This window comes from Labrys sp. HAY1-8F, from assembly GCF_056754975.1.
Genome location: NZ_JBPGWZ010000001.1, coordinates 949,654 through 962,759, shown reverse-complemented (window position 1 = coordinate 962,759; position 13,106 = coordinate 949,654). Strand labels below are relative to the sequence as shown.

Below are 13,106 nucleotides of genomic sequence, written 5' to 3'. Positions count from 1 at the left end.
TCAAATAACCTCGCTTGTCTCTACCGGCCGTCCCTCCTGGATGGATCTGCCGGCCGCTTCCGCCAGAACGAGGGCTCGCCGGCCGTCCTCAAAACCAACCTCCGGCGCCGTGCCATTTTCGACGGCGTCGACGAATGCACCGATCTCGGCGTTGAAGGCCTCGGCATATCGCTCGACGAAGAAATTGAGGTATGGCGCTCCACGGGATGTGAACTCCCCGGCGAAGCGCACGGAATCATGCGTTCTCCGGTTCTCCGAGACCGCCATGCCCTTGTTGCCGAACACTTCGACCCGCTGGTCGTAGCCATAAACAGCCTGCCGCGAGTTCAGGATGACACATTGCTTCCCGGATGCCGTGGTGAGAACTACCGATACGGTATCCCAGTCATTGCAGCGTTCCATCAGCGGCGGGTTCACAAGGCGGCTTCCGACGGCACTCACTGTTTCGGGTTCCTCCCCCAGCAGGAAGCGGGCCATGTCGAAATCATGGATCGTCATGTCGCGAAAAATGCCGCCCGAAACCTCCATATAGGCAGCTGGAGCCATTGCCGGGTCTCGGGAGGTGATGACGATCTGGTGCAGGTCGCCGATGTCACCGTTCACGATGGCGGCGCGCGTAGCCCTGTGCGTGGGATCGAAGCGCCTGACGAAACCAAGCATGATAGGCAGGGACGACTTGCCGATGATCCTGGCGCAGCGATCCACTCTTTCCAGGCTGAGGTCGATCGGCTTCTCGCACAGGATGGGTTTGCCAACCGCCACAGCCTTCTCGATATAGTCTGCATGCGTGCTCGTGGAGCTCGCAATGAGCACCGCATCGACGCCCTCGGAGGCGAATACGTCTTCGTCGGTTTCAAAAACGGTGGTGGCTTCCCTTGCCCCCACCTCCATGGCCGCCTCCCTCGAAACGTCGAAGACACCTGCAAGCCTTGCCCGAGGGTGCGCTGCTATATTCGCAGCATGCATCCGCCCGATGCGCCCGCAACCCAACACAGCGATTCTGAGCACGGAAGTTCCTCCCATCTTTTCTTAGCAATGATCATTGCAAAAATCTCATATTGTCAACGACTGATGCGGAGTTTTTGGAGGAACGTCCATCACAGTTTTGGGATGACCGTTTTCGCGCCGCCCCGTCAGGCGCCGGACAGCCGAACTCCCGGTTCGTGGCGGCCCGGCATAGGTCCCATCGTCGGCCTGCGCCACGGTCGGCTCTCGAAATGTCGCCCAATGGAGAAATGTTTATTGACATTTTTTGTTGTTTGCAATTTTCTTTGCGCAAGTGCCTGAGGGAGGACGTGATGACTGGTCGGGAAAAGGCATATGCGCTGGAGGCATGCCGCGGGTCCAGGAAGATCGCTCCCTCTGATTTACCTGGGTTTTCAATATAAAACAGCTTCATAGAGATAAAATATAAATTAAAACATTAAGTATTTCCGAGGGCGGGAACCAGCGAAAATGTCACTCCTGAGATTGGAGGAGGTCGCCAAGTCCTATGGCGATGTCCAGGTGTTGAAGGACATCACACTTACCGTCGCGCCCGGTGAGGTTCTCGCGCTGGTCGGAGAAAACGGTGCCGGCAAATCCACCCTGATGCGCATTGTTGCGGGGCTGACCGCGCCAAGCGCCGGTTCTCTTAAGTTCAAGGATAGTCCGGCGCCTGGAACGCTCATCGAAGCCGAGCAGGCCGGGATCGTGATGGTGCATCAGGAGTTCTGCCTGGCGCCGCATCTGACCGTTGCGGAGAATATCTTCCTCGGGCGGGAACTGACACGGGGCCTGTTTACCGATGTGAAGGCGATGAGGATATCCGCCGCCGCAATCCTGGCCGAACTCGGCTCGGCGGTGTCACCTCGGGCGCGGCTCAGCGAATTGCCGGTATCCGCCTGGCAGATGATCGAACTCGCCAAGGCCTTCGCCCGCGATCCCAGGCTGATACTCATGGACGAACCGACGGCGGTGTTGTCCGCCGATGAGGCAGCACAGCTGTTTGCCAGGCTTCGCAAATTCCGAAGCTCCGGTGGTTCGGTGATTTTCACCTCGCATCGCCTCGATGAGGTCAAGCAGATCGCCGACAAGGTAGCCGTGTTGCGCGACGGGCAGATCGCCCGGATCGAAACGGCGGAGCGCATCTCTGAAGAGGAAATGGCCGAGGCGATGGTCGGCCGTCCGCTCGCGGAGATCTATCCGAGGAAGGCCGATCGAAAGACGGTCGAGATCTTCCTGCGGGTGGAAGCGCTTTCGGACAAGACGCTTGTGCGAAACGCGACGTTCGAGGTGCGCCGAGGCGAGATCCTCGGCATATCCGGCCTCATCGGATCCGGACGAACCGAGCTCTTCGAAGCCCTTCTGGGTCTGCGCTCCGCCAGTTGCCGCTCACTGGAGATCCGTGGAAGGCCTTCGAGACTGCCGTCTGCACGCCAGGCATGGCGCATGAGACTGGCCTATCTGACCGAAGATCGAAAAGGCAAGGGGCTGCTGCTCGGCAAGAAACTGGAAGAGAACATCGCCCTTACCAAAGGAGCGATCGATGGCGGAGCCTGGATCGATTTCAGAGCGGAAAAGCAAGATCTCGTCGACGCGGTGCGGGTCTACGACATCCGCGCCGGCAGCTTGAACATCGCCGCGGGCTCTCTGAGCGGCGGCAATCAGCAAAAGGTCCTGATTGCGAAGACACTCGCCACCGATCCCGATCTGATCGTGTTCGATGAGCCGACGCGCGGCGTCGATATCGGCGCCAAGCAGCAGATCTACCAGATCATCGCCGACCTGGCGGACGCCGGTAAAGCCGTCGTCGTCATCTCTTCCGAAATGCAGGAAATCGTCGGATTGGCCGATCGGGTTCTCGTGATGCGCGGGGGCGCCATTGCGGGCGAACTGGCCGGGGCTGACGTCAAGGAAAACGAGATCATCCGTCTGGCGATGGGACTTGGGGAGGAAGCAGTCAATGTCTGATATCGCAAAGGCCAGCGCCTCGGGTTCCGGCGCGCTCGTTTGGTCGCCTCGGCGCCTGCTGGAAGCGGCGGGACCATTGCTGGCCCTCGCGCTCCTCCTGATCGTGGGCGCCTCCATGAGCGGCAGTTTTCTCGGGGCCGAGAATCTATCGAATGTGCTGACGCGCAGTGCCTTGATCGGCATCATCGCGATAGGAGCGACATTCGTGATCACCGCCGGCGGTCTCGATTTGTCGGTGGGCTCCCTTTCCGGCCTCGTGGCCGGCTTGACGATCATGTTCATGAATCACGGGCTGCCATGGCTCGGGAGCGATTGGGGCCTGGTGGCGGCCGGCATTGCCTGCGCGCTCTTCCTGGGGGGCTGCGCCGGATTGCTCAACGGCGTCATGATCGTGAAGGGACGTGTCGAAGCCTTCATCGTGACCCTGGGCGCCATGGGTATTTTTCGCTCCATCCTGACCTGGCTGTCGGATGGCGGCTCGATAGCGCTGGATTTCTCGCTGCGGACGGCGTCGCGCCCGATCTACTACGGCGAGATCGCCGGCATTTCCGTGCCGATCATCGTGTTCGCCCTGATGGCAATCGTCGGCGAAGTCGTACTTCGGCGCACGCGCTTCGGCCGGCACGTTGCGGCCATCGGCTCCAGCCGTTCAGTCGCGGTCTACTCGGCCATTCCCGTGGATCGGGTTCGCATACTGACCTATGTCGTGCAGGGACTGACCGTCGCGGTTGCAACGGCGATCTACATCCCGCGCCTCGGCACGACCACGCCGTCTACGGGCCTGATGTGGGAACTGGAGGCGATTGCGGCCGTCATCATCGGCGGGACCCGTCTGAGCGGTGGATTTGGCCGCATCTGGGGAACCGTGGCCGGCGTTCTGATCCTCGGCTTCATCAGCAACATCCTCAATTTGAGCGGTCTGGTCAGCCCCTATCTGAACGGGGCTTTCCAGGGCGCCATCATCATCATCGCCGTCTTGCTCCAACGCGATCGCTCACAGGGTTGACGGCGTCAGAACACCAATCAAAGAGGGAGGAAACTATGTTCGGCAGATTGAAATCGGTCGTGGCAGCGGGAGCCATGCTCCTGGCGGGATGGACAGCGCCAGCGGCGGCCGCCGAAACCACGATCGGTATCTCTATCCCCGCGGCCACCCATGGCTGGACTGGGGGGCTCAACTATCACACCAAGCGCACGATCGAGCGCATGAAAGCGGCCTTTCCAGACGTTGACTTCGTCCTCACCACGTCATCGAGCGCGACACAGCAGGTCAACGACGTCGAGGACATGCTCGCCCGTGGCATCAAGGCCCTGGTGATCCTGCCTTTTGAGTCCGACCCGCTCACCGAACCGGTCAAGGCAGCGAAGGCCAAAGGGGTCTTCATCGCAACGGTCGACCGAGGTCTGTCCCAGGAAGGGATCGAGGACGTCTATGTCGGGGGCGACAATCCCTCTTATGGGCGCACGGCTGCCGAGTACTTCAAGAAGAAGTTTCCGAATGGCGGCAAGATCGTCGTCATGCGCGGCATTCCCACCGCTATCGACAACATTCGGATCGAGGCCTTCAACGAAGCGTTGAAGGGGACCAACATCAAGGTCCTCGACATGCAATACGCCAATTGGAATCCCGACAAGGGCTTTGAAGTGATGCAGGACTATCTGCAGCGCTTCCCCGAGATCGACGGTGTCTGGACAGGCGATGACGACGCCGCTCTCGGCGCCATCGAGGCCATCAAGCAGTCGGGCCGAAAAAACGTCGCAGTACTGGGAGGTTCCGGCATGAACAAGGTGATCAAGCTCGTCATGGATGGGCACGACATGGTCGATGCCGATATTTTCTATCCGCCGACCCTGATCATCCCCGCCATCGAACTGGTCACGATGAAATATGCGACTCAGGCACCGATCAGCGGCCGCTATGTTCTGTCCAGTCCGCTCATCACCAAAGACAACGCCGCGGAATATTACTTTCCGGATGCGCCTTATTGATCCAGAACTGGGGGCGAGTTCGGTGGAAAGCTGAAGCGTCTGGCGGCCGCACGCGATCGTGCGGCCTGCTCCCTCGGCGATCCGTACAATCTTAAGCGGGCGTTCTTCGCCCACATCGAGAAGGGCAGGCAACCTCCCGGCTGCCTTGTTCATCCGGAAGATCTTACAGCGGCCGCGCACACCGGCAGCCATGCCGATCACACACGCGGCCCCGTGGAGTGGTGATTTGAGCGTTTTCTTATCTCCGCTGCCTGTTGTCTGACGAAGCATTTCGCGCCTGAGGCATTGAGCGCCGAAGAGGGCGATCTACGGCCTGTTTCCGACAACGACAGCGAGCCCCACCTCCGGGCCGAGCGCGATGTGCTGGCCAGTCTCTCGACTATAAAAAGGATAATTTGTCGGCGACCTCCTTCAAGAGCCGAAGAGCATCGTCAATCCCGCCCTCGACCGAATCCAGACGATGCACGAAGGGGCAGGTCAAGACAGCGACCGCATGGCGCTCCGGCGACAGAATTGGCACGCTGACATCTTCGATGCCCCGAACCTCCTGGCTGTCCCCGATGCGATGGCCTTGCTGCCGGTATTCGGCGAGGTGAGATTTGATCGCCTGGAAGGACTTCTGCTTATCGGGATCGTCCCATCGAGCAAGGAGGTCCTCCATCATGGCCGGGCTCGCAAAAGCAAGGAGCGTTTGACCGGAACTCGTGGCGACAAGATCGATCGGCGCGCCGATCCGCAGTCCGAACTCCCAATTTCCCGGACAGCTTGCGTGTGCGACGACGACAGCCGCATCTGCCTCCTGCACGACGAGATGGCAGGACTGGCGCGTTTCGCGAGCGAATGCATCCATCAGCGGCTGGGCGGGGGCGACAAGCCGCCGCAACGGCGGATGCCGATGCGCCAGCGAGAATAGCTTCATCGTCAGCGCATAGCGGTCTCCCTCGAGGGAGCGGCTGACATAGTTGCGCGCCACGAGCCGTTCGACCATGCGATAGACTTCGCCGGGACTGCGGCCCATGGCCTTGACGATCTCCGCGCGGGTGAGCCCGCCGGGCTGCTCGGATAAGAGTTCCAGAATATCCAAACCCTTGTCGAGAGCCGGAGCGCGGTAGCGATCCTCGCTCTCCATATCGGCCTTGAGTGGCGTCGCCATCGTCTTTTCTCTTTTTGCCATCGTTCTCGGTTTACATATGAACGTATTGTTCGTATAAGAAGCGTGCAGGCAGATTATCATGCAGAAGCATTGTGGTCGAAGTCACAGGCTCAGGGAGGATGGATAGGCCCATGCGTTTGGAAGGTAAGCGTATTTTCATTTCCGCCGCCGCGCAGGGCATTGGCCGAGCCAGTGCATTGGCTTGTGCCCGCGAAGGCGCCGAGGTGGTGGCAACCGACGTCAATATCGAAGGCCTGCGAACGCTTTCCGCCGAAGACAGCCGCATCGAAACACTGCCTCTCGATGTTCGCGACGGAACGGCCGTCTCCGCCTTTGCTTCGGCCCAGACCCCTTTCGATGCGATCTTCAACTGTGTCGGTTTCGTCCACAACGGAACCATCCTCGATTGCGAGGAAGAGGACTGGGACTTTTCTTTCGACCTCAACGTAAAGTCGGCATATCGGGTGACGAGAGCCTTGCTGCCAGGGCTGCTGGACCGGGCCAATCAAACAGGCACAGCCGCGATTCTCAACATGGCCTCGATGGCGTCATCCATCAAAGGTTTCCCAAATCGCTTCGTCTATGGGGCGACGAAAGCTGCCGTCATCGGCTTCACCAAGAGTATTGCCGCCGATTATGCGTCCCGGCGGCTGCGATGCAACGCCCTCTGCCCCGGCACGGTCGATACGCCGTCGCTGCGCGAGCGTATCGCCACTGCCGCCGATCCCGTTCAGGCCGAAAAGGACTTCATTGCCCGCCAGCCGATGGGCCGCCTTGCAGCAGTCGGCGACATAGCGCCGATGGTCGTCTTTCTCCTCTCCGATGAATCGCGTTTCGTCACCGGTCAAGCCGTTCTCGTCGATGGCGGCGTCACGATCTGAGGAAAGCGTGAGCGGGTGAGGGGCGGATCGAGCGCCCATCGGTCTCCGTCAGCAACGGGGCTTGGATCTCGTTCGAGCCGATCTCGCAAGTAAAGCCAAAGTACTGGAGCCGGGATCTCGATCCTCGGCAGGTAGACTCGTGCGTAGCTGTATCGCCTCTCATTTTTTGCGCAAGCCACATGGACCGGAGGTCATGAACGCAATCGTCTCGATGACGGCAATTGAGAAGACGTTCCCCGGTGTGCATGCCCTTCGTCAAGCGCGGCTGGAGCTCATGCGCGGCGAGGTCCATGCGTTGATGGGCGAGAACGGGGCCGGCAAATCGACCCTGATGAAGATCCTTTCCGGCATCTACACGCCGGATGCGGGCGAGATCCTGCTCGATGGCAGGCCGGTCACCATAACCTCGCCCAAACAGGCGCAGACCCTGGGCATCTGCATCATTCACCAGGAACTCAACCTGATGAATGACCTGACCGCCGCCCAGAACATCTTCATCGGTCGCGAGCCGCGCAAGGCAGCCGGCCTGCTGCTGGACGAAGCCAAGCTAAATGCGCAGGCGGCAACGATCTTCGCGGAAATGAATCTGCAACTCGATCCGCGCACGCCGGTCGGCAGCTTGACGGTCGCGCGCCAGCAGATGGTGGAAATCGCCAAGGCGCTGTCCTTCAATTCGCGCATCCTGATCATGGATGAGCCGACGGCGGCACTCAATGATGCCGAGATCGCCGAGTTGTTCGCCATCATTGCCAGGCTGAAGGCAGACGGTGTCGCCATCGTCTACATTTCCCACAAGATGGACGAGATCAAGCGAATTGCCGACAAGGTCACGGTGATGCGCGACGGGGAATATGTCGCCACCGTGCCAGCGGCGACAACGCCGCTTGAAACCATCATCTCCATGATGGTTGGCCGTACGCTGCAGGACGAAACACCCGTTTTCCCCGACCTCGGCGCCGCGCCGGATGTGCTCAAGGTGGTGGGGCTGCGGCGCGGGCGCGAAATCCGGGACGTCAGCTTCGCGATCAGGAAAGGGGAGATCCTCGGCTTCGCCGGGTTGATGGGAGCCGGCCGCACCGAGGTTGCGCGTGCTATTTTCGGAGCAGACCGCCGCGAGGCCGGCGAGATCTTCATGCATGGGCGTAAAGTCTCCATCCACACGCCGCAAGACGCCGTGAGGGCCGGCATCGGTTATCTGTCGGAAGATCGAAAGCGTTTTGGCCTCGCCCTCGGCATGGACGTGCGAAACAACGTCGTCCTTGCCAGCATGAGGCGCTTCATCACTGCGGGAGGCATGCTCAGGGAAGGGGCGATGCGCCAGGTGACGGTGGACTACATGGCGAGTCTCGCCATCAAGACGCCGTCGGACCGCCAGACCGTGCGCCTGCTGTCAGGCGGCAATCAGCAGAAGGTCGTCATCGCCAAATGGCTGCTGCGTGACTGCGACCTCCTCATTTTCGACGAGCCGACGCGGGGCATCGATATCGGCGCCAAGAGCGAGATCTACAAACTGCTCAACGCCCTCGCGGCGGAGGGAAAGGCGATCATCGTGATCTCCTCCGAATTGCCGGAGGTGGTTCGGCTGAGTCACCGCATCGCGGTGATGTGCGAGGGCCGCTTGACCGGCATGCTGCCGGGAGGCGCCTCGCAGGAAGAAATCATGCGCTTGGCAACCCAACGCCATGGCGGCGTGGCGGCCGAAATAGCGCAAGGCGACCATCGGGGAGGACATTGATGAGCAGTACGACAGCAGCCGGCGCGCCTACTTCCAAGCGCTTCGCCGACGCGCAGCAAAAATTGCTGGCTTTCGCGAGCCTGATCGCGCTCGTGGCGGTTTTCGGGATATTGCGACCCGACAGCTTCCTGCAATCGTCGAATTTCGTTGCCATCCTGCAGCAGACCACGGTGAATGGCGTGCTGGCCATCGCCGCTACCCTGGTGATCATCACCGGTGGCATCGATCTGTCGATCGGCACGCTGATGTCCTTTTGCGCCGTCATTGCCGGCGTGATCCTCACATGGGGGCAGATGCCGCTGGCCGTGGGCGTGATCGGCACGATCCTGGCAGGCGCGGCGGTAGGCATTTTTTCTGGGACGCTCGTCGCCAAGCTGAAGATCCCGCCTTTCATCGCAACGCTCGGCATGATGCTGGTGCTCAAGGGAGCTGCCCTGCTGATTTCGGGAACCAAGCCGATCTATTTCAACTCGACGCCGGGCTACAGCAAGATCTCGCTGGGTTCGCTGGTCGGGGATGTCGTTCCAGGCTTGCCGCTGCCCAATGGCGTGCTGGTGCTGTTCGCAGTGGCGATCGTCACTAGCTTCATCCTTGGCCGCACCATCCTCGGCCGCTTTACCTTCGCATTGGGATCCAACGAGGAGGCCGTGCGCCTGTCGGGTGTCAATGTCGACGCCTGGAAGATCGCCATCTATGCCCTTGCGGGCGGTATCTGCGGCATTGCCGGCATTCTGCTTTCCTCGCGTCTCAACTCGGCCCAGCCGGCACTCGGCCAGGGCTACGAACTCGATGCCATCGCGGCCGTCGTCATCGGTGGTACCTCGCTCAGCGGCGGGCGGGGCACCATTCTGGGGACGCTCATCGGAGCCTTGATCACCAGCGTCCTGTCCAATGGCTTGCGCATCATGTCGGTGCCGCAGGAATGGCAGTTCGTCGCCACCGGCTCGATCATCATCCTCGCCGTTTTCTTCGACATGCTGCGCCAGCGTCGGCAATAGGCGCGCGGGCGCGTGCCGGACCAAAGAGTGAAAAGCTCAAGACCCTCATAACCTAGGAAGGAGACGTCCATGATCACCAGACGTATGATGCTCGGAGCGGCCGCCGCATTGGCGCTTGCCGGCTTGGCTCCCGCGGCCCAGGCTGCCGACCAGCCTTATGTCGCGTTGATTTCGAAGGGCTTCCAGCATCAGTTCTGGCAGGCCGTCAAGGCCGGTGCCGACAAGGCGGCCAAGGATTTCAACGTCAAGGTGACGTTCGAAGGGCCGGAATCGGAAACCCAGGTCGACAAGCAGATCGACATGCTCGCCGCCGCCCTCTCGCGCAAACCGTCAGCGATCGGCTTTGCTGCACTCGACAGTCAGGCCGCTGTGCCACTCTTGCAGCAGGCAGCGGATGCCAAAATCCCGGTGATCGCCTTCGACTCCGGCGTCGACAGCCCGATTCCGCTCAGCACTGCCGCCACGGACAACCAGGCTGCAGCGGCGCTGGCCGCCGACAAGATGGCCGCGCTCATCGGCAATGAAGGCAAGATCGCGCTGGTGGTGCACGATCAGACCAGCCGGACCGGCATCGACCGGCGTGACGGTTTCGTCAACCGCATCAAGGAAGCCTACCCCAAGATCGAGATCGTCTCCATTCAGTATGGCGACGGCGACCAGCTCAAATCGACCGAGATCACCAAGTCGATCCTGCAGGCCAATCCCGATCTCAAGGGAATTTTCGGTTCGAACGAAGGCTCGGCCATCGGCGTGGTCAATGGCGTGAGCGAAGCGGGCAGGAAGCTCGTGGTTATCGGTTATGATTCCGGCGCTGCCCAGATCAAGGCCATACGCGACGGCGTGATGGCTGGTGCCATCACTCAGAATCCGGTCGGCATCGGCTACAGGACGGTAGAGGCGGCGGTCAAGGCCCTCAAGGGCGAGACATTGCCACCGAAGATCGATACCGGTTTCTACTATTACGACAAGAGCAACATCGATCAGCCGGAAATCAAGGCGGTCCTCTACGATTGAGTATGGCTCCCTCCATTACGGGGCGGTGCGCCGAAGCATCGCCCCGCTTCAATCTGCTCAAGGCAGAGCCAAGACCATGATCTTCCCCGTCCGTTACATGATTTCCTGTCGTTCCCGCTTCCTGCGCCTGCAGATGGGTGACATTATCTCGACCGGCATGCCGCCGGGCGTCGGTCTTGGTCAGCAACCGCCCGTCTATCTGCAGCCCGGCCAAACCGTTTCACGGGGCATCGAGGGCTTGGGCGAACGGAAATAGCGCATCGTCGCGGCCTGATCTTCCAAGGAATAGTTTTCATGACCATCATCACCGGCATGCAGGTCCTCGATCTGCGCTTTCCGACCTCGCAGCATCTCGACGGTTCGGATGCGATGAATCCCGATCCCGATTATTCGGCTGCCTATGTGATCCTGGAAACGGATACGGGCGGGCTCGCGGGGCACGGCCTTACCTTCACCATCGGTCGCGGCAATGAAATCTGCTGCGCGGCCATCGAGGCGCTTCGGCATCTCGTCGTGGGGCTCGACATGGACGTGGTCACCAAGGACATGGGCGCCTTCTGGCGTCACATGACCTCCGACAGCCAGTTGCGCTGGATCGGTCCGGACAAGGGTGCGATCCACCTTGCCACCGGTGCCGTGGTCAATGCGGTCTGGGATCTTTGGGCGAAGATCGAGAAGAAGCCCGTCTGGCGGCTCGTCGCGGACATGACGCCGGAAGAGTTCGTACGCTGCATCGACTTTCGCTACATCACGGACTGCATCACGCCCGAGGAGGCGATCGACCTCCTGCGTGGGCTGGAGCAGGGCAAGGCCGAGCGCCTCCAGACGCTGCAGCAGGAAGGCTATCCCTGCTATACGACATCTGCCGGCTGGCTCGGTTACAGCGACGAGAAGCTGCGCCGCCTTGCCAGGGAGGCTGTCGAGGCCGGCTTCAACCACATCAAGTTGAAGGTCGGGCGCGATCTCGAAGACGATATTCGCCGCCTGAGCATCGCACGCGAAGCCGTCGGCCCCAATGTCAAGCTGATGATCGACGCCAATCAGGTCTGGGAAGTCGACCAGGCGATCGACTGGGTGAAGAAGCTCAGCTTCGTCAAGCCTTGGTTCATCGAAGAGCCCACCAGTCCCGACGATGTCGAGGGGCATCGCAGGATCCGGGAAGCCGTGGCGCCGGTACAGGTCGCGACCGGCGAGATGTGCCAGAACCGCGTCATGTTCAAGCAGTTCATCATGCGCGGCGCCATCGATGTCGTGCAGATCGACGCCTGCCGCATCGGCGGCATCAACGAGGTTCTCGCCGTGCTGCTCATGGCAGCGAAATACAAGCTTCTCGTCTGCCCTCATGCCGGCGGCGTCGGCCTGTGCGAATATGTGCAGCATCTGTCGATGATCGACTATCTCGTCGTCTCCGGTTCGCGGGACGGGCGGGTGATCGAGTTCGTCGACCACCTCCACGAGCATTTCAAGGATCCCTGCATCATCCAGGGAGCTGCCTATATGCCGCCGTCCGAACCGGGGTTCTCGATCGAGATGAAGGAACAGACCCTTTCAGATTTCCGCTTTCGCGGTTGAGGAGAGACGAATGGATCTTGGTCTGAAAGACAAAGTCTTCATCGTGACCGGCGGTGGCGCCGGGATCGGTGGGGCGATTACGCTGGGGCTTGCGGCAGAGGGCGCGATTCCCGTCATTTTCGGGCGCAGCCCGCTGGACGCTGATTTCGAAAGGCGCCTCCGCGAGGCTTCACCCGCGGCCCTGTTCGTGAGGGCCGATCTGACGCAAGACCAGGCCTGCGAAATGGCCGTCGCGGAGGCCTACAAGGCCTTCGGTAAAATTGATGGCTTGGTCAATAATGCCGGTGCAAACGACGGTGTTGGCCTGGAGGCGGGGCCGGCCGATTTCCGTGCGTCGCTGGAGCGCAATCTCATCCACTACTATACCCTTGCCCATCACTGCCTACCTGCATTGCGGCTTTCGAAAGGCTCGATCGTCAATATTTCCTCGAAGACGGCGTTGACGGGGCAGGGCAATACGAGCGGCTACACGGCCGCGAAAGGCGCGCAACTGGCGCTCACCCGCGAATGGGCGGCGGCGTTCCGAGAGGACGGCATTCGCGTCAATGCCGTCATCCCCGCCGAGGTGATGACGCCGCTTTATGAGCGTTGGTTGAACACTTTTGAGGATCCGCAAGCGCGGTTGCAGGACATCACGCACCGTATCCCGCTCGGCAAGCGCATGACGACGGCCGAGGAAATCGCCAATACGGTGGTTTTCCTCCTGTCCGATGCCTCCAGCCATACCACGGGCCAATGGCTCTTCGTCGATGGCGGTTACGTGCATCTCGATCGCGCTCTGGTATGATAAGGTCGTTTTGGCGGAGCGATGA

General features: G+C 60.8%; 12 protein-coding genes. 10 read left to right on the top strand and 2 right to left on the bottom strand.

The window, feature by feature from the left end; all coding sequences use genetic code 11:
- Complete coding sequence (gene iolG / locus ACR9ZN_RS04410; protein WP_481271472.1) at nucleotides 1–1,023, bottom strand: inositol 2-dehydrogenase; 1,023 nt, start codon at nucleotides 1,021–1,023, stop codon at nucleotides 1–3.
- Nucleotides 1,024–1,455: 432 nt separating this feature from the next.
- Here iolG and ACR9ZN_RS04405 point away from each other — a divergent pair, with 432 nt between their 5' ends.
- Genes ACR9ZN_RS04405 through ACR9ZN_RS04395 form a run of 3 tightly spaced genes read left to right on the top strand, consistent with a single transcriptional unit; the run spans nucleotide 1,456 to nucleotide 4,941 of the window.
- On the top strand, nucleotides 1,456–2,952 hold the full coding sequence (locus ACR9ZN_RS04405) for a sugar ABC transporter ATP-binding protein (protein WP_481271471.1): 1,497 nt from the start codon (nucleotides 1,456–1,458) through the stop codon (nucleotides 2,950–2,952).
- Complete coding sequence (locus tag ACR9ZN_RS04400; protein ID WP_481271470.1) at nucleotides 2,945–3,958, top strand: ABC transporter permease; 1,014 nt, start codon at nucleotides 2,945–2,947, stop codon at nucleotides 3,956–3,958. The genes ACR9ZN_RS04405 and ACR9ZN_RS04400 overlap by 8 nt, the downstream gene beginning before the upstream one ends.
- Before the next feature lie 35 nt (nucleotides 3,959–3,993).
- Complete coding sequence (locus tag ACR9ZN_RS04395) at nucleotides 3,994–4,941, top strand: substrate-binding domain-containing protein (protein ID WP_434960531.1); 948 nt, start codon at nucleotides 3,994–3,996, stop codon at nucleotides 4,939–4,941.
- Between the two features lie 379 nt (nucleotides 4,942–5,320).
- Here ACR9ZN_RS04395 and ACR9ZN_RS04390 read toward each other — a convergent pair whose 3' ends face one another.
- Entirely contained in the window at nucleotides 5,321–6,175 is an 855-nt protein-coding gene (locus ACR9ZN_RS04390; protein WP_481271469.1) for an IclR family transcriptional regulator, read from the bottom strand.
- A gap of 50 nt (nucleotides 6,176–6,225) precedes the next feature.
- Here ACR9ZN_RS04390 and ACR9ZN_RS04385 point away from each other — a divergent pair, with 50 nt between their 5' ends.
- From ACR9ZN_RS04385 to ACR9ZN_RS04355, 7 genes are all read left to right on the top strand, one after another.
- Nucleotides 6,226–6,975 carry an SDR family oxidoreductase gene (locus ACR9ZN_RS04385; RefSeq protein ID WP_454817561.1) on the top strand — a complete coding sequence of 250 codons (750 nt, stop codon included), beginning with the start codon at nucleotides 6,226–6,228 and terminating at the stop codon, nucleotides 6,973–6,975.
- Between the two features lie 193 nt (nucleotides 6,976–7,168).
- Nucleotides 7,169–8,710, top strand: coding sequence for a sugar ABC transporter ATP-binding protein (locus tag ACR9ZN_RS04380; protein ID WP_481271468.1), 1,542 nt, complete (start codon nucleotides 7,169–7,171; stop codon nucleotides 8,708–8,710).
- Nucleotides 8,710–9,708 (top strand): ABC transporter permease, encoded by a 999-nt coding sequence (locus ACR9ZN_RS04375; RefSeq protein ID WP_434960534.1) that lies wholly within the window; start codon nucleotides 8,710–8,712, stop codon nucleotides 9,706–9,708. Before ACR9ZN_RS04380 ends, ACR9ZN_RS04375 begins: the two co-directional genes overlap by 1 nt.
- Before the next feature lie 69 nt (nucleotides 9,709–9,777).
- Nucleotides 9,778–10,722: an ABC transporter substrate-binding protein gene (locus tag ACR9ZN_RS04370; RefSeq protein WP_441770566.1), complete on the top strand. Its 945-nt coding sequence runs from the start codon at nucleotides 9,778–9,780 to the stop codon at nucleotides 10,720–10,722.
- Nucleotides 10,723–10,747: 25 nt separating this feature from the next.
- Complete coding sequence (locus tag ACR9ZN_RS04365; protein WP_481271467.1) at nucleotides 10,748–10,978, top strand: fumarylacetoacetate hydrolase family protein; 231 nt, start codon at nucleotides 10,748–10,750, stop codon at nucleotides 10,976–10,978.
- Nucleotides 10,979–11,016: 38 nt separating this feature from the next.
- Complete coding sequence (locus ACR9ZN_RS04360; protein WP_481271466.1) at nucleotides 11,017–12,294, top strand: L-fuconate dehydratase; 1,278 nt, start codon at nucleotides 11,017–11,019, stop codon at nucleotides 12,292–12,294.
- Nucleotides 12,295–12,304: 10 nt separating this feature from the next.
- Entirely contained in the window at nucleotides 12,305–13,081 is a 777-nt protein-coding gene (locus tag ACR9ZN_RS04355; protein WP_481271465.1) for an L-fucose dehydrogenase, read from the top strand.
- Nucleotides 13,082–13,106: the final 25 nt, after the last annotated feature.

Bases quoted from the DNA above. Each gene is read 5' to 3' on its own strand.
- iolG (WP_481271472.1), bottom strand. From the start codon at position 1,023: ATGGGAGGAACTTCCGTGCTCAGAATCGCTGTGTTGGGTTGCGGGCGC.
- ACR9ZN_RS04405 (WP_481271471.1), top strand. From the start codon at position 1,456: ATGTCACTCCTGAGATTGGAGGAGGTCGCCAAGTCCTATGGCGATGTC.
- ACR9ZN_RS04400 (WP_481271470.1), top strand. From the start codon at position 2,945: ATGTCTGATATCGCAAAGGCCAGCGCCTCGGGTTCCGGCGCGCTCGTT.
- ACR9ZN_RS04395 (WP_434960531.1), top strand. From the start codon at position 3,994: ATGTTCGGCAGATTGAAATCGGTCGTGGCAGCGGGAGCCATGCTCCTG.
- ACR9ZN_RS04390 (WP_481271469.1), bottom strand. From the start codon at position 6,175: ATGATAATCTGCCTGCACGCTTCTTATACGAACAATACGTTCATATGT.
- ACR9ZN_RS04385 (WP_454817561.1), top strand. From the start codon at position 6,226: ATGCGTTTGGAAGGTAAGCGTATTTTCATTTCCGCCGCCGCGCAGGGC.
- ACR9ZN_RS04380 (WP_481271468.1), top strand. From the start codon at position 7,169: ATGAACGCAATCGTCTCGATGACGGCAATTGAGAAGACGTTCCCCGGT.
- ACR9ZN_RS04375 (WP_434960534.1), top strand. From the start codon at position 8,710: ATGAGCAGTACGACAGCAGCCGGCGCGCCTACTTCCAAGCGCTTCGCC.
- ACR9ZN_RS04370 (WP_441770566.1), top strand. From the start codon at position 9,778: ATGATCACCAGACGTATGATGCTCGGAGCGGCCGCCGCATTGGCGCTT.
- ACR9ZN_RS04360 (WP_481271466.1), top strand. From the start codon at position 11,017: ATGACCATCATCACCGGCATGCAGGTCCTCGATCTGCGCTTTCCGACC.
- ACR9ZN_RS04355 (WP_481271465.1), top strand. From the start codon at position 12,305: ATGGATCTTGGTCTGAAAGACAAAGTCTTCATCGTGACCGGCGGTGGC.